The sequence below is a fragment of the Micromonospora zhanjiangensis genome (assembly GCF_042650605.1).
Lineage (GTDB): Bacteria > Actinomycetota > Actinomycetes > Mycobacteriales > Micromonosporaceae > Micromonospora_J > Micromonospora_J zhanjiangensis.
The window spans coordinates 23,561-38,824 of sequence record NZ_JBHSBN010000041.1 but is presented as its reverse complement, the minus strand read 5'-3'; the positions used below and the strand labels follow the sequence as shown (position 1 = coordinate 38,824).

Annotated in this window: 13 protein-coding genes and 1 pseudogene; 11 read left to right on the top strand and 3 right to left on the bottom strand. The window is 71.1% G+C overall.

Annotated features, from left to right (window positions below; all coding sequences use genetic code 11):
• The first annotated feature begins 317 nt into the window (after positions 1-317).
• From ACFOX0_RS31555 to ACFOX0_RS31540, 4 genes and pseudogenes are all read left to right on the top strand, one after another.
• A complete protein-coding gene (locus ACFOX0_RS31555) occupies positions 318-935 on the top strand; it encodes a TetR/AcrR family transcriptional regulator (RefSeq protein WP_377552856.1) in 618 nt (205 codons plus the stop codon).
• Positions 936-938: 3 nt separating this feature from the next.
• Positions 939-1,085, top strand: a pseudogene (locus ACFOX0_RS31550) (response regulator transcription factor); the annotation flags it as partial.
• 69 nt (positions 1,086-1,154) lie between these two features.
• Positions 1,155-1,616: a VOC family protein gene (locus ACFOX0_RS31545; protein WP_377552854.1), complete on the top strand. Its 462-nt coding sequence runs from the start codon at positions 1,155-1,157 to the stop codon at positions 1,614-1,616.
• 124 nt (positions 1,617-1,740) lie between these two features.
• Positions 1,741-3,999, top strand: coding sequence for a catalase (locus ACFOX0_RS31540; RefSeq protein WP_377552852.1), 2,259 nt, complete (start codon positions 1,741-1,743; stop codon positions 3,997-3,999).
• Positions 4,000-4,011: 12 nt separating this feature from the next.
• Here the strand turns inward: ACFOX0_RS31540 and ACFOX0_RS31535 are convergent, their stop codons facing one another.
• Together ACFOX0_RS31535 and uxaC are read right to left on the bottom strand one after the other, a co-directional pair.
• On the bottom strand, positions 4,012-5,337 hold the full coding sequence (locus ACFOX0_RS31535) for a mannitol dehydrogenase family protein (RefSeq protein ID WP_377552850.1): 1,326 nt from the start codon (positions 5,335-5,337) through the stop codon (positions 4,012-4,014).
• Positions 5,334-6,746 (bottom strand): glucuronate isomerase, encoded by a 1,413-nt coding sequence (uxaC, locus tag ACFOX0_RS31530; protein ID WP_377552848.1) that lies wholly within the window; start codon positions 6,744-6,746, stop codon positions 5,334-5,336. The genes ACFOX0_RS31535 and uxaC overlap by 4 nt, the downstream gene beginning before the upstream one ends.
• 180 nt (positions 6,747-6,926) lie before the next feature.
• On the opposite strand from uxaC, the gene ACFOX0_RS31525 reads away from it, so the two are divergent.
• The 7 genes from ACFOX0_RS31525 to ACFOX0_RS31495 are packed head-to-tail and all read left to right on the top strand — an operon-like array spanning position 6,927 to position 13,831.
• Entirely contained in the window at positions 6,927-8,264 is a 1,338-nt protein-coding gene (locus tag ACFOX0_RS31525) for an ABC transporter substrate-binding protein (protein ID WP_377552846.1), read from the top strand.
• The gene (locus ACFOX0_RS31520) at positions 8,265-9,224 is read left to right on the top strand and encodes a carbohydrate ABC transporter permease (RefSeq protein ID WP_377552844.1); all 960 of its coding nucleotides are present in this window, start codon (positions 8,265-8,267) and stop codon (positions 9,222-9,224) included.
• The gene (locus ACFOX0_RS31515) at positions 9,221-10,084 is read left to right on the top strand and encodes a carbohydrate ABC transporter permease (protein ID WP_377552842.1); all 864 of its coding nucleotides are present in this window, start codon (positions 9,221-9,223) and stop codon (positions 10,082-10,084) included. The genes ACFOX0_RS31520 and ACFOX0_RS31515 overlap by 4 nt, the downstream gene beginning before the upstream one ends.
• The gene (locus ACFOX0_RS31510) at positions 10,085-11,071 is read left to right on the top strand and encodes a Gfo/Idh/MocA family protein (RefSeq protein ID WP_377552840.1); all 987 of its coding nucleotides are present in this window, start codon (positions 10,085-10,087) and stop codon (positions 11,069-11,071) included.
• Positions 11,072-11,091: 20 nt separating this feature from the next.
• A complete protein-coding gene (locus ACFOX0_RS31505; RefSeq protein WP_377552838.1) occupies positions 11,092-11,919 on the top strand; it encodes a sugar phosphate isomerase/epimerase family protein in 828 nt (275 codons plus the stop codon).
• The gene (locus ACFOX0_RS31500; RefSeq protein ID WP_377552836.1) at positions 11,916-12,965 is read left to right on the top strand and encodes a Gfo/Idh/MocA family protein; all 1,050 of its coding nucleotides are present in this window, start codon (positions 11,916-11,918) and stop codon (positions 12,963-12,965) included. Before ACFOX0_RS31505 ends, ACFOX0_RS31500 begins: the two co-directional genes overlap by 4 nt.
• Positions 12,962-13,831, top strand: coding sequence for a sugar phosphate isomerase/epimerase family protein (locus tag ACFOX0_RS31495; RefSeq protein WP_377552834.1), 870 nt, complete (start codon positions 12,962-12,964; stop codon positions 13,829-13,831). The genes ACFOX0_RS31500 and ACFOX0_RS31495 overlap by 4 nt, the downstream gene beginning before the upstream one ends.
• A gap of 30 nt (positions 13,832-13,861) precedes the next feature.
• Here ACFOX0_RS31495 and ACFOX0_RS31490 read toward each other — a convergent pair whose 3' ends face one another.
• Complete coding sequence (locus tag ACFOX0_RS31490; RefSeq protein ID WP_377552832.1) at positions 13,862-14,941, bottom strand: LacI family DNA-binding transcriptional regulator; 1,080 nt, start codon at positions 14,939-14,941, stop codon at positions 13,862-13,864.
• Positions 14,942-15,264 lie beyond the last annotated feature (323 nt).

Below are 15,264 nucleotides of genomic sequence, written 5' to 3'. Positions count from 1 at the left end.
GCGCCTACACGGCGAGCTCGGCCACGTCCCGCCCGCCGAGCACGAAGCACTACACACGATGACCCACCCAGTCACCGCACCCCTGAAAACCAGCTAACCAACTCTCCATCAAACCCGGGGCTTGACAGTGACCTCAGCGATCACCCGCCCAGCCACCGCCAACCCATGCCGGTCCGGGTCGCGGACGTCCCTCGTTCGGATGCCAGTCACAATCACCCCTTCTAAGCACGAACGTTCGTGCGCATATTGGAGACCGTACCACGACGCACGCCGAGACGGCTATCGTCAACCGAACGTTCGTATGCAAAGGGGTGGAGATGGCGGGGCGGCCGCGCGACGACCGAGCACGCAACGTGATCCTGCGCCGGGCTGCGGACATCGCCTCCCAGGACGGGTTGGAAGGGCTGTCGATCGGCCGGCTGGCCACGGACCTCGGCGTGAGCAAGAGTGGACTGTTCGGCTACTTCGGTTCCAAGGAGGAGCTTCAACTCGCCACAATCCGCACCGCGACAGGCATCTACCTCGACGAGGTCATCCAACCCGCATTGACCGTGCCACCGGGCCTGGGACGGGTGCGCAGGCTGTGCGAGAACTGGCTGAGCTACTCGCAGCGGCGGGTGTTCCCCGGCGGATGCTTCTTCTTCGCCGTCACTGCCGAGTTCGACGCCCGTCCTGGCCGGGTACGCGACGCCGTCGCCGCGGCCAGCCTCGACTGGAGCCGCCTCGTCACACGCACCATCGACGACGCCCGCCAGCTCGGCGAGCTCGCCGACGATACCGACGCCGACCAACTCGCCTTCGAGCTGATCGCCTTCCTGGAGACCGCCAACGCCAGATCTCTACTACACGACGACCCCAACGCCTACGAGCGAGGCAGAACCGCCATCCGCAAACACCTCGACGCCGCAACCGCGGACCCCGGGAACACAGCTTGATGCGGACTGTCGAACGCCGAGAGCGGTGCCGAACTCGGGATGAGCGTGCCGACCGTCAAGGGACACGTGTCCCGCCTGCTGACCAAGCTGGGATTGAACAACCGGGTCCAGGTGGCGCTGCTCGTGTACGACGCCGAACTGCCGAGGTAGGAGATTTCTGTCGGCCGGGGATGGCAGGGTGGCCGGCGTGAACCCGACCGGCACGAACGGAGCAGCCCGATGAGCCGCCACATCCAGGTCACCTTCGACGCCCACGACCCGCGAGCGCTGTCGTCCTTCTGGCGGGACGTCCTGGGCTACGTCCACCCCGGCCCGCCCGGCGTCGACCTGCCGGCGGGCGCCGACCCGCTGGCCGCGTGGGACGACTTCCTCGCCCGGATCGGCGTACCCGAGGATCAGCGGAACTCGCGGTCGGCCATCGAGGACCCGGCCGGGACCGGCCCCCGGGTGTTCTTCCAACAGGTGCCGGAGGACAAGGCCGGCAAGAACCGGGTCCACCTCGACGTGCGGGCGGCTCCCGGCCTGCGCGGCGAGGAGCGGATGGCCGCGCTGGAGGCCGAGTGCGCGCGGCTGGTCGGGTTGGGTGCGACCCGGGGACGCCGGTACGAGCCCGAGCCCCCGATCGGCGCCGGCCACATCGTGCTGACCGATCCGGAGGGCAACGAGTTCTGCCTGGACTGAGCGGATGCGTGATGGCCGGAGCGTTTTGCCCGGACATACCCGACACGGGCGATACGTTTTTCCGGGGTGCGCCCGGGTAGGGCACGAGGAAGCCCCACCGTCCGCTCCGTGAACGAGGTACCCGATGGATTCCAGCAAGCCCGCCAAGGTCGTCAAGAACGTCGTGGAGGCCGCGGCCGAGAAGGTGACCGACCCGGTCAGTCCCGACGTCCCCGGTGCGCCGGGTAGCGCACCACCCACCCTGGCGGAACCGACCACGCCGCACGACCCGCTGCCGCCCAAGAAGGAGCAGGGAGCGCCGCAGACGCGTACCCCGACCGGCGCGGCCACCGGCGCGCCGAGCACCGCCAACGGCCAGCAGGGCGAGTTCCTCACCACGTCCCAGGGCGCCCGGCTGCGCGACACCGACCACTCCCTCAAGGCCGGACCGCGCGGACCGATCCTGCTCCAGGACCACCACTTCCGCGAGAAGATCACGCATTTCGACCACGAGCGCATCCCCGAGCGCGTGGTGCACGCCCGGGGCACGGGGGCGCACGGCGTCTTCACCGGGTACGGCGCCGAGGAGATCACCCGGGCCGGCTTCCTGCGCAAGGGCAAGGAGACGCCGGTCTTCGTCCGGTTCTCCACCGTGCTCGGCTCCCGGGGGTCGGCCGACACGGTCCGCGACACCCGTGGCTTCGCCACGAAGTTCTACACCGACGAGGGGACCTTCGACCTGGTCGGCAACAACATGCCGGTCTTCTTCATCCAGGACGCGATCAAGTTCCCCGACATCATCCACGCCGCCAAGCCGCACCCGGACCGGGAGATCCCGCAGGCGCAGAGCGCCCATGACACCTTCTGGGACTTCGTCTCCCTACACACCGAGGCGCAGCACCACACCATGTGGAACATGTCCGACCGGGGCGTGCCCCGGTCGTTCCGGATGATGGAGGGCTTCGGCGTCCACACCTTCCGGCTGGTCAACGCGGCCGGCGAGACGGTGCTGGCGAAGTTCCACTGGAAACCGAAGCTGGGCGTGCACTCGCTGGTCTGGGAGGAGGCCCAGCTGATCGGCGGCATCGACCCGGACTTCCACCGCCGCGACCTCTACGACGCGATCGAGGCCGGCGCGTACCCCGAGTGGGAACTCGGGTTGCAGGTCTTCCCGGACACCCCGGAGGAGACCTTCGCCGGCATCGACCTGCTCGACCCCACGAAGATCGTCCCGGAGGAACTGGCGCCGGTGCAGCCGGTCGGCCGGCTGGTGCTCAACCGGACCCCGACCAACTTCTTCGCCGAGACCGAACAGGTGGCCTTCCACCTCGGTCACCTGGTGCCCGGCATCGACGTCACCAACGACCCGTTGCTGCAGGGCCGGCTCTTCTCCTACGTCGACACGCAGCTGACCCGGCTGGGCGGGCCGAACTTCTCGCAGATCCCGGTCAACCGGCCGCACGCGCCGGTCAACGACATGCTGCGCGACGGCTTCCACCAGGACGCCGTGCACGCGGGCGTCGCGCCGTACCGGCCGAACTCCCTGGACGGCGGCAACCCGTTCACCGCCGGGGACGCCGAGCACGCCTTCCTCGACGTGCCGGTCACCGTGACGGAGGCGCCCAAGATCCGCGCCAACCCGGTCTCCTTCGACGACCACTTCAGCCAGGCCCGGCTGTTCTGGCTGAGCATGTCGCCGACCGAGCGGGAGCACATCATCCGCGCGTACACCTTCGAGCTGGGTAAGTGCTACCACCAGGCGATCAAAGAACGGCAACTGCGCTGCCTGGCCACCATCGACCCGGTGCTCTGCGCGCGGGTCGCGACCGGTCTGGGCCTGCCCGCGCCGGAACCGACCGAGCCACCGGCCGACGTCCGGCCGAGTCCGGCACTGTCCCAGGTGGGTCGGGAGTGGCCGACCGACGGGCGGATGGTCGGCATCGTGATCGACGCCGACCACGACCTCGACGGCGTGGTGGCGGTGCGCAGCGCGGTGTTCGCCGCGGGCATGGTGCCGCTGCTGATCGCCGCGCACGGCGGCAAGGTCGGCGAGTTGCCGGTGCAGCGGACCTTCGCCACCGGCCGCTCGGTCGAGCTGGACGCGCTGCTGCTGGCCGGGGCTCCCGTACCGGCGCCGGACGCCCTGCCGGCCCGGGACGCCAAGGCCGGCGCGGCCGACGCCACGGCGGTCGACCCGCGGGTGCTCCTGCTGGTGCAGGAGAGCTGGCGGCACGCCAAGGCGATCGGCGCCTGGGGCGCCGGCGTCACCGTGCTGGAGCAGGCCGGCGTGGCCGGCACGCCGGGCGTGGTCACCGGCGGGTCGGCGACCGAGGTCCTCACCGACGTGCAGCGGCTGATGGCCCGGCACCGGGTCTGGGAACGCTTCCCGGCCTCGGTCTCCTGACGCCGGCCCTGCTCACCGGTCGCTGACCGCCCGATCCAGCGCGTGACCCAGTTCCTCGTCGGTGGCCAGGTCCGGGGCGAGCAACGCGAGCACCTCGCGCGGCGCCCCGGCCCGGTCCCGGTAGGCGCCGGCTCCCGCGTCGTCCACCGGGGTTCCGATCCCGCGCAGGTGCTGGATCCAGCCGGCGAGCGTGCGTACGGCGCCCGCGGGGAGCCGGCCGGCGGCCCGTTCGCCGCGCAGCACCGGCAGCAGCCGGATCGGCAGTTTCTGCGAGCCGTCCGCGGCGATCTGCGCCAGCAGGTGGCGGATCCGAGGGTTGGCGAACCGCCGGAGCAGGGCCGCCCGGTAGGCCGCCACCTCGGCGGCGGGCAGCGGCACGTACCGGGCCGCCTCGTCCCACCACCGCTCCAGCCAGCCGCGGCACACCGGATCGGCGACCGCGGCCGCGACGGTGTCGTGCCCCCGCGCGCCACCCGCGTACGCCAGCAGGCTGTGTGCGCCGTTGAGCAGCAACAACTTGCGGGTCTCGTGCGGGGTGACGTCGTCGACGAATCGGGCACCGGCCGCCTCCCATGCCGGTCGGCCCGCCGGAAAGTCCCCGCTGAGCACCCATTCGCTGAACGGTTCGGTGACCACCGGGACGGCGTCGACGTACCCGGTCAACTCGGCCACCGTCCGCACGTCCGCAGGCGTGGTCCGGGGGGTGATCCGGTCCACCATGGTGGTCACGAACGAGACCGAACCGTCGATCCACCGGGCCAGTTCCGGTCGCGCCGCCGCGGCCAGACCGCGCACCACCCGGGCCGTGGCCGCACCGTTGTCCGGCAGGTTGTCGCAGCAGACCACGGCGAGCGGACCGGCCCCGCCGGCGTGCCGGGCGGCCAGACCGGCCACGAGCCGGCCGGGCACGGTGGTCACCCGGCCGCCGTGCCGGAGCGCGTCGAGATCGGCGCGCAACTCCGGGTCGTCGAGGTCCGGACCGCCGTCGCGGTGCCGCCGGTACGCCGCCTCGGTCACCGTCAACGTCACCACCGCGACCTGCGGCCCGGCCAGGTACGCGCACCAGGCGTCCAGGTCGGTGCCCGCCCGCGCGACGGACACGGCGGACTGCACGGTTGCCTCGTCGTGGTCGGGACCCCGGACCACCAGCGTGTACAGCCCGTCCTGCGCGGACAGCCGGTCGGGCAGCGTCCGGGACCGGCCGGTGAACGCGGCGATCCCCCACCGCGCCGCGTCCGGCGCGGCCCCGGTGTACCAGGCCTGGTGCGCCCGGAAGAAGCCGCCCAGCCCGAGGTGGACGATGCGGACCGGCGCGGCGGCGGCACGCCGCGGCCTCACCCGGCCTGCCCGGGCACCTTGAAGACCTTCCGCGGCTGGTCGCTGACCAGGGCGCAGATGGTGTCGTGGGCCTCGTCCTCGGCCAGCCGATGCGCCGCCACCAGACCGGCGAGGAATCCGGCGTCGAGCCGGCGGGACATGTCGTGCCGGGCCGGTATGGAGCAGAACGCCCGGGTGTCGTCGATGAAACCGGACAGTCGGGAGAACCCGGCGATCTCCGTCACCGCCGACTGGTAGTGGCGGATCTCGGCCGGGCTGTCCAGGAACCACCACGGCGCGCCGGCGTACACCGCCGGGTAGAAGCCGGCCAGTGGACCGATCTCCCGGCTGTACACGTCGGCGTCGACCGTGAACAGCACCAGGTGGAAGCCGGGATGGGTGCCGAACCGTTCCAGCAGCGGCCGCAGCGCGCGGGTGAACTCGACGGCGGTCGGGATGTCGTGCCCGCTGTCCGGGCCGAACCGGGCCGCGGTGGGCCCGTGGTGGTTACGGCAGATGCCCGGGTGCAGGGTCATGACCAGGCCGTCGTCGCAGGACATCCGGGCCATCTCGAAGGTCATGTGCCGGCGGAACGCGGTCGCCGCGGCGGGTGAGACCGTGCCGGCCCGGGCGGAACGGTAGATGCGCTCCGCCTCGTGCCGGTCCAGCGGCTCGGTGCCCGCGTCGGCGTGGCCGTGGTCGGCCGACACCGCGCCGTGGGCCACGAAGTACCGGCGCCGCTCCCGCAGCGCGGCCAGGTAGCCGGCGTAGTCGCCGACGTCCCCGCCCAGCGCCGCGACCTGCTCCGACCAGTCCGGCCGGCCGACCTCCAGGTAACGGTCCGGTCGGAAGGTGGGCGCCACGGTGGTGCCGACGTCCGGGTCTGCGCGCAGTGCCCGGTGCGCGGCGAGGTCGTCGGCCGGGTCGTCGGTGGTGGCCAGGAACTCGATGCGGAACCGTCGCAGCAGGGCGCGCGGCCGGTTGCCCGGCTGCCGCAGCTGGTCGGCGATCAGGTCGTACAACGCGTCCGCGTTGGCCGCGCCGGGCCGTTCGGTCACGCCGAAGATCTCGACCAACTCGCTGTCGAACCAGTACCGGACCGGGGTCCCGCGGAACGCGTCCCAGTGCTCGCACAGCGACCGCCACGCCGCCCGCGCACGGTCCTCCGGAAGCGGCGGCGACCCGACGCCGAGCGTTTCCAGCGGTACGCCGGCGGCGTGCAGCAACCGGGTCACGTAGTGATCCGGTTGGATGAACAGGCTGGTGGGATCGGTGAACGGCGGGTCGTCGCGCAGCAGCCGGGGGTCGACGTGCCCGTGCGGGGAGATGATCGGACGGTCACGGACCGCCTCGTACAGGCGGCGGGCGATCCCGCGCACTCCCGGATCGGTGGGCAGCAACCGGTCGGGATGCAACGTCAAGGCGACCATGTGCCCGAGCCTGTGCGGCCGGTGACCGGTTGGGCAAGCGGTTGCCACCTGTTGCCGCCGGTACGGCGGCCCGGCGTGGCAACAACTGGCAACTCGTTGCGTTGATCGCCGATTGCGGAAACCATCCGGTAACCGTGATGCGGCTCACTCCGCGCCGGCCGACCCTTGAAGGAGCAGCAGATGCGAAACCGGAAGATGCGATCGGCGGTGGCGCTGGCCGGTGCGACCGCGCTGGCCGTCACGCTCGCGGCCTGCGCCGGCGACGGCGACGGCGGGTCCGACGGCGCCGGTAAGACTCTCGACGTGCTGATCGCGGCGAACACCCAGTATCCCCAGGAACAGCAGGAGTGGCAGAAGTCGATCGCCGAGAAGTTCAAGTCGCAGACCGGCGCCGAGGTCAAGTGGGAGACGTTCGCCAGCGCCAGCGACGAACTGACCAAGATTCAGACCTCGGTCGTCTCCGGCAGCGGCCCGGACGTCTACGCGGTCGGCACCACGTTCACCCCGACCGCGTACTCCACCAAGGCGTTCGTCACGCTCGGCGACAAGGAGTGGAAGCAACTCGGCGGTAAGGAGAAGTTCATCCCCTCGTCGCTGGGCATCTCCGGGCCGGACGAGCAGCACCAGATCGGCATCCCGTGGGTGGGTCGGCCGTTCGTCATGGTCTACAACACCGAGTTGCTCACCGCCGCCGGGATCGACAAGCCGGCCACCACCTGGGACGAGTTGACCCAGCAGGCCAAGCGGCTGACCAAGGGCGACCAGTACGGCCTGGCGGTGGCGTACAAGGACAACTTCGACCCGTGGAAGTTCATCTGGGGCATGGCGGCGCAGGCCGGCAACCCGATCGTGGACGGGAAGACGGCCCGGATCCAGGACCCGGCGGTACGCGCCGCGTACCAGACCTATTTCGGCTGGCTCACCACGGACAAGGTGGTGAACCCGGCCGCCGTCGGTTGGTCCAACTCACAGGCGATCGCCGAGTTCGCCAAGGGCAGGACCGGTTACATGGCGCTGACCTCGGCGCTCGCCGCGAAGTCGCTGGACGCCGGCGCGGTCAAGGGCAAGTGGGAGTTCGCCCTGCTGCCCACCGTGCCACCGGGCGCCACCGCCCGGCCGGCCGGCGGCGTCGAGGCGGCGAGCATCCTCTCCGGCGACAACCTGCTGGTGGCGGACTACTCCAAGAACAAGGACCTGGCTTTCGAGTTCGTCAAGCTGATCACCGACCAGGACGCGCAGCTGGACATCTACCGGCGGTTGGGACAGCTGCCGTCGAACGCCGCCGCGGCGCAGACGCTGCTGTCCGACCCGAAGCTGAAGGCGGTCGTCGAGGCGCAGCACAAGTCGGTGGCCACCCCGTTCACCGGCGCCTGGGCGGACATCCAGCTGGCGCTCACCAACACGGTGGTGCAGTCGATCCCGGACCTGTCCAAGGGTGCACTGGACGGCGCGCAGCTGGACGGCCGGCTGACCACGGCGCAGAAGGCCGCGCAGTCGGCCCTGGACCGGGCGAAGTAGATGGCCCCCGACGGCACCCTCGCGCCGCCGGCCCGGGCGGCGGCGCCGCCCGGACCGCCCCGGCCGCGCCGCCGCGGCGTGACCCAGCGGCAGCGACCGCTGTGGCTGCTCACCCCCGGCGGGGTGCTGATGGTCCTGGTCATCCTGATCCCGCTGGCGCTGGCCCTGTGGATCTCGCTGATCGACCTGGACCAGTACAGCCTGCGGCGGTGGGTCGAAGCGCCGTTCGTGGGGCTGGACAACTACGTCGAGTCGTTCGGGTCGGGCCTGCTGCACTCGACCTGGATCAGCGTCTCGTTCGCCGTCCTGGCCACCGCCGCCACCGTCCCGATCGGGATCGCCGCCGCGCTGGTCACCCAGAACCCGTACCGGGGGCGGGCGGTCGTGCGCGCGGTGTTCCTGATCCCGTACGTGCTGCCCTCGTTCGTCGTCGGCACGGTGTGGCGCACGATGCTGCAATCGGACGGCATCGTCAACACGACGCTGGCGAGGGTCGGCGTGGACGGCGGCCTGTGGCTCAGCGGGCCGCGGTCGTACTGGACGCTGGTGCTGGTGGAGATCTGGGCGGCCTGGCCGTTCATCTACCTGATGGCGCTGGCCGGGCTGCAGTCGGTGCATGTCGAGGTGCACGAGGCGTCCGCGGTCGACGGCGCGACCTGGTGGGCCAAGTTGTACCGGGTGATCCTGCCGTATCTGCGCGGGCCCGTGCTGCTCGCCTGCCTGCTGGCCACGCTCAACCACATCAACAACTTCACGCTGCCGTTCGTCCTGTTCGGGGCGCCCGCGCCGGACGACGTCAACGTGATGCCGATGCTGGTGTACGTCACCAGCTTCCAGGGCCTGCGATTCGGGCTCAGCGCCGCGATGGCTGTGGTCTCGCTGATCCTGATCGCCGTCCCGCTGTTCGCCTACCTGCGGGCGGTACGGCTGGACGTGCACGAGGAAGGAGCCCGTCGATGAGCGCCTCGACCGAGGCCCACCGGCTGCTCCCCCGGCCGCTGCTGGTCACCCTGACGGTGCTGCTCTGTGCCCTGGTGCTGGGGCCGCTGCTCTACATCGTGCTGGCGTCGCTGAACACCGACGTGGGAGTGGCCGGCGGCGAGTTCTGGCCGAGCACCTTCTCCGGCGAGAGCTACTCCCGGATCTGGACCACGGCCGACCTGTCCGGCGGCATCGTCAACAGCATCGTCGTCTGCGCCCTCACCGCGGTCGCCTCCTCGGCGCTCGGCACCATCACCGCCTACGTGCTGGTCCGTTACTCGTTCGTCGGGCGGCTGACGGTCCTGCGCGGCCTGGTGGGACTGCAGAGCATCCCGGGCACGCTGATGCTGCTGCCGGTGTTCGTGCTGTTCTCCTCGGCCGGCAACTACCTCGGCCTCACCGTGATCGGTACGCGGTGGGGCCTCTTCGTCGCGTACCTCACCTTCGCCCTGCCGTTCTCCACCTGGGTGATGGTCACCTACCTGCGCGGTCTGCCCCGCGAACTGGAGGAGGCGGCCCGCACGGAGGGCGCGTCCACCCTGACCATCCTGTGGCGCATCGTGTTCCCGTTGAGCCTGCCGGCGATCGTCGTCTCCGGCATCTTCGCCTTCCTGCTCGGCTGGAACGACGTGCTGTTCGCCTCGGTGCTGACCCGACCCGAGACGCACACCGCCGCGGTGGCGCTGCAGATCTTCGGTGCGGCGCAGGAGGGCGGCGCGCTGCCGGTGTACTCGCAGCTGATGGCCGCCGCGCTGACCTGCGCCGCGCCGGTGGTGCTGCTGTACCTGGGCTTCCAGCGTTACCTGGTCGGTGGTCTGACGGCCGGCGGGGTGAAGTGAGTGGCGACCGCGGCGCTGATCGGTTGCGGTGACGTGTCGGTGGTGCACCGTGCCGCGATCGAGCGGCTCGGCGTCGACCTGGTCGGCGTCTGCGACATCGACCCGTCCCGGGCCGGGACCGGGTACGTCGACCACCGCAGGCTGCTCGACGAACTACGACCCGACGTGGTGCACGTCTGCACGCCGCACGACCGACACGTACCGATCGCCCTCGACGCGTTGGACCGTGGTGTGCACGTGTTGCTGGAGAAGCCGGTGGCACACACCGTCGCGGAGGCCGACCGGCTGATCTGGGCGGCCCGGGAGCATCCCGACGTCAAGGTCGGCATCTGCCTGCAGAACCGGTACAACCTGGCCGCCCGGGCCGCCCGTACGCTGCTGACGTCCGGGGAACTCGGCGCGGTCCACGGCGGTTCGGCAACCGTGCTGTGGCACCGGGACCGCGACTACTACCGGGCCCGACCGTGGCGTGGCCGGGTCGGGCGCAGCGGCGGCGGGGTGCTGATCAACCAGGCCATCCACACGGTGGACCTGCTGCAGTGGCTGCTCGGTGACGTGGTCGGGCTGCGCGGCCACATCGGCCGGTACGGGATCGACGACGGCACCGGTGACGCCGGCAGCGACGGCGGCATCGACGTCGAGGACACCGCCAATCTGCTGCTCGACCACGCCGGTGGGGCCCGCAGCGTGCTCTTCGCCACCGTCACCAACGTCGTCGACACGCCGGTGACCATCGAGATCGCCACCGATCGGGCGACCCTGCTGATCCGCGGCGATCTGACCGTCAGCTACCGGGACGGGCGCACCGAGGTGGTCCCCGAACGGCGGGCCGGGCCGGACGGCCGGGACTACTGGGGCGCGTCGCACGAGTCGCTCATCACCGACTTCTACCGACGGCTGACCGAGCCGGCACCGTTCTGGCTCGGGCCCGAGGAGGGCGCCCGGTCCCTCCGCCTGATCGAGCAGGTCTACCGACAGCACACCTGAGCAGGAAAGGGCCGGCACCGATGTGGACTCTGTCCGGATTCTCCGACGAGATCTCCCCCGACTTCACCGAACAGTGTGTGGTGGCGGCGGGGTTGGGCCTCAGGTACGTCGAGATACGCAGCGCCTGGGACGTCAACATCCTGGACCTGGAACCCGAGCGGCTCGCCCGGATGCGGGAGATCCTCGCGGCACACGGCCTGCGGGTGTCCAGCATCGGTTCGCCGATCGGCAAGATCTTCGTCGACGAGGACTTCCCCGCCCACCTGGACCGGATGCGGCACGCCGCCGAGGTGGCGCGCTTCTTCGACGCGCCGTACATCCGGGTCTTCTCGTTCTTCCTGCGTCCCGGCGCCGACCCGGCCGCGCACCGGGACGAGGTGATCGACCGGATGCGGGCACTCACCCGGGTCGCCGAGAACGCCGACGTGACCCTGCTGCACGAGAACGAGAAGGGGATCTACGGTGACGTCCCGGCCCGGTGCCTGGACGTGGTGCGGTCGGTCGGCTCACCGCACCTGCGGCTCGCCTGGGATCCGGCGAACTTCGTCCAGGTCGGCGTCCGGCCGCACACCGAAGGCTACGCCGCCCTGCGCGAACACCTGGCGTACGTACAGATCAAGGACGCCCTGGCGGCGGACGGCACGGTGGTGCCCGCGGGCCAGGGTGACGGCGAGGTGGCCCGGACCATCCGGGCGTTGCGGCACGACGGCTTCGACGGGTTCTTCTCCCTCGAACCGCACCTGACCGTGGGCCACGCCGCCGGTGGCTTCTCCGGTCCCGAGCAGTTCCGCCGGGCCTGGCGGGCGTTCACCGACCTGTTGTCGAGCGAGGGGATCGAGTACGCGTGACCAATCGGAGGAACTTCGCCCTGGTCGGGGCCGGCGTGATCGGCGGGCACCACGGTCTGGTGATGAGTCAGCTCGCCGACCGGGTGGAACTCGTCGCGGTGGTCGACGTCGACCGGGGCCGCGCCGAGCGGCTCGCCGCGGCGCGCGGTGGTCGGCCGTACGGTTCGTTGGCGGCGGCGCTGGCCGCCGAGGACATCGACGTCGTGGTGGTGTGCACGCCCACCGGCCGGCACGGCGAGATCGCCGTGCCGGCCCTGGACGCCGGCAAGCACGTCATCGTGGAGAAGCCGGCGGAGATCACGGTGGCCCGCACGGACGAGATCATCGCCGCCCAACGCAAGGCCGGCACGCTGGTGACGGTGATCTCGCAGCACCGGTTCGACCCGGCCACCGAGACCACCCTCGCGGCGATCGGCCGGGGTGAACTCGGCCGCCTCACCTCCGGCATCGCGTCGATCGACTGGTGGCGCGGGCAGAGCTACTACGACTCGGGTGACTGGCGCGGCACCTGGGCGCTGGACGGCGGCGGGGCGCTGATGAACCAGGGCGTGCACACGGTGGACCTGCTCGTCGCCGCGTTGGGCCGGCCGGTCGAGGTGTTCGCGTACGCCGAAACCCTGGCGCACGAGCGGATCGAGGTGGAGGACGTCGCGGTCGGCGTGGTGCGGTTCGAGAGCGGGGCGCTCGGCGTGCTGCACGCCAGCACCGCGGCCTATCCGGGGTTGAGCGCCCGGCTGCAGGTGCACGGCGACCGCGGCTCCGCGGTCATCGACAACGACCAGTTGGCCTTCTTCCAGGTCACCGCCGAGGGTACCGTCCCCGAGGAGAGGTTGATGGGTGGCACACAGAACCGGGCGGTGCCGACCGCCGGCAGTGACCCGGGGCAGCTGTCCGACGCGCACCGGTCGCAGTACCTGAACTTCCTCGGCGCGTTGGACGGCACCGAGGAACTGCGCGTCGACCTGGCGACCAACCGGCAGTCGATCGGCGTCATCACCGGGGCGTACGAGTCGGCCCGGACCGGACGGCCGGTGCGGCTGACATGAGTGCGATCGCCGCGAATCCCATCCCCTACTGGGCTCGGACGGGCAAGACCCGCGAGGTCCTGGACGAGGCTTTCCGAGACTTCCAGGAGATCGGCTTCACCGCCGTCAAGGCCGACGTGCCGGACGGGATGACCCCGGCCGAGTACCTGGACTGGATCGGTGGGTACGGGCTGTCCCCGTCGCTCAGCCTGTTCAACTCGGCCTTCGACGAGACCGTCGACATGGCCGCGGAGGCGGACCGGGCACGCCGGTTCGCCGCCGTCCAGACCGCCCTCGGCCTGGACCGTACGATGATCTCCTCGATGTCGCTGCCGGCCCGGATGGCGCGGCCAGCCGTCGGTGCCGGTTTCGACGCGGACCGGCTGGCCCGGGCGATCGACAACTGCGGCACGATCTGCCGGGTGCTCCGGGCCGAGGGACTGCGCCCGCTGCACCACTCGCACGTGGGCGGCGTGTTCGAGACCGCCGACGAGATCACCCGGCTGCTCGACGACCTCGGCCCGGACGTGATCGGTTGCGGCCCGGACACCGGACACCTGCGCTGGGCCGGCGTCGATCCCGCGGCGTTCATCACCCGGTACGCCGACCGCGTCGGCGGCATCCATCTCAAGGACTGCTTCCCCGACCTGCTGCCGCCGTCGACCCGGGACGGCATGACGTACCACGAGGTGCAGGCGACCAGGCGGCTCTGGGCCGAGCCCGGTCTGGGCGTGGTCGACTTCGATGCGGTGCTGGCCGCGTTGCCGGCCGACTACGACGGTGATTTCATGATCGAGGTGGATGAGCCGAGCGTGCCGTCGAAGCGGGAGTCGCACCGCATGTCGTTCGACTGGGCGACGCGGGCGCTGGCTGCCCGGCTCGGCTGATGGGTCCGACCCCCGGGCGGTGAACCCGGGCTACCGGGATCCGGCCACGATCGACGTCGCGGCGTTCGTGGCCGACCCGGACACCCTGGTCGTCCCGCGGGCCGGCGAGATGCTCTTCCGTCTGCGCCGAGCGGTCGACTGCCGGACGACCAGGCGGACCGGCAGAACCAGGGGCCTCCCACTGGGGCGGGCGCCCTGCGCCACCGCGATGCAGTTCTGCACGCCGGTGAGGCCCATCCGGTACAGCGGTGAGGCGATCGTGGTGAGCTGGGGCTCCACCAGGTCGGCGAAGACGATGTCGTCGAAGCCGACCACGCTGACCTCCCCGGGCACGCCCAGGCCCAGCTTGCCCAGCCCTTTCATGATGCCGATGGCCAACTGGTCGTTGTAGGCGAGCACCGCGGTGACGTCGAGGTCGACCAGCCGCTGGGCGGCGCCGAACCCGGCCAGGACGGTGGGCTCGTGCGGACCGATCCGCTTCGCCTCGATTCCGAGTTCGGCCGCCGCGGCGCGCAGCCCTCGCCACCGGATCCCGTCCGACCAACTGGTCTCCGGCCCGGCGACGTAGGTGATCCGGTCGTGCCCGAGCGCCGTGAGATGTTCCACGGCGTGGTGGATGCCGCGTTCGGCGTCGTTCAGGACGCAGCTCGCCTCGGGGATGATGCGGTTGAGCAGGACGACGGGCTTCTGTTTGGCCACCATCCGCAACGCCGAGTCGGTCATCCGGGAACTGGCGATGACGATTCCGTCGACCTGCGCCAGTTCGTGCTCGATGGTCTTGCGCTCCACCTCGGGCGACTCGTTGGTGTGGCTGAGGATGAGCTGGTGGCCGGCTTCGCGGGCGGCCTCGTAGGCGCCCTTGATGATGTCGCCGTAGAACGGGTTGGTGACGTCGGCGATCACCAGCCCGATCGCCCGCTGCGGAACCCGGTCACCGGGTTGTCTGCCGTCGGGCCGGCCGGACCGGTAACCGAGTCGTTCCGCGGCTCGGAAAACCTCCCGGGCGGTGTCCGCGTTGACCCGCCCGGGCCGTGAGTAGGCCCGGGACACCGTCGAGGCCGCCACGCCGGCCTCGCGCGCCACGTCGTAGATCGTCGGGCGCCGCTCCATGGCACGCGATCATAACCGCACGTCACAGCGCCCGGGAAGGGTCTCGATCTTGTCGGCCGGAAGGCCGCCTCGGCGTGGCCTTCTCCGGCGGCGGCGACTTCGCCCGTCCCGCTCGTCCCGGCGACCCATCAGACCAATCGGGTTGAGCCAGGTCGCCGCACCGGCCCTCCGTCCAGCTAGATCGATGGCGCCCCGGACGCCGGCATTGACATTCATCAGATGACCCTAATAGCGTCGACAACGACATCCTTCGATGGCAAGCATGGCGACTGGGCCGGCGCCGTGTCCACCGGGCGACCTCGGGCAGGGTCGCCCGGCGGGCC

Bases quoted from the DNA above. Each gene is read 5' to 3' on its own strand.
- ACFOX0_RS31555 (WP_377552856.1), top strand. From the start codon at position 318: ATGGCGGGGCGGCCGCGCGACGACCGAGCACGCAACGTGATCCTGCGC.
- ACFOX0_RS31545 (WP_377552854.1), top strand. From the start codon at position 1,155: ATGAGCCGCCACATCCAGGTCACCTTCGACGCCCACGACCCGCGAGCG.
- ACFOX0_RS31540 (WP_377552852.1), top strand. From the start codon at position 1,741: ATGGATTCCAGCAAGCCCGCCAAGGTCGTCAAGAACGTCGTGGAGGCC.
- uxaC (WP_377552848.1), bottom strand. From the start codon at position 6,746: ATGGTCGCCTTGACGTTGCATCCCGACCGGTTGCTGCCCACCGATCCG.
- ACFOX0_RS31525 (WP_377552846.1), top strand. From the start codon at position 6,927: ATGCGAAACCGGAAGATGCGATCGGCGGTGGCGCTGGCCGGTGCGACC.
- ACFOX0_RS31520 (WP_377552844.1), top strand. From the start codon at position 8,265: ATGGCCCCCGACGGCACCCTCGCGCCGCCGGCCCGGGCGGCGGCGCCG.
- ACFOX0_RS31515 (WP_377552842.1), top strand. From the start codon at position 9,221: ATGAGCGCCTCGACCGAGGCCCACCGGCTGCTCCCCCGGCCGCTGCTG.
- ACFOX0_RS31505 (WP_377552838.1), top strand. From the start codon at position 11,092: ATGTGGACTCTGTCCGGATTCTCCGACGAGATCTCCCCCGACTTCACC.
- ACFOX0_RS31495 (WP_377552834.1), top strand. From the start codon at position 12,962: ATGAGTGCGATCGCCGCGAATCCCATCCCCTACTGGGCTCGGACGGGC.
- ACFOX0_RS31490 (WP_377552832.1), bottom strand. From the start codon at position 14,941: ATGGAGCGGCGCCCGACGATCTACGACGTGGCGCGCGAGGCCGGCGTG.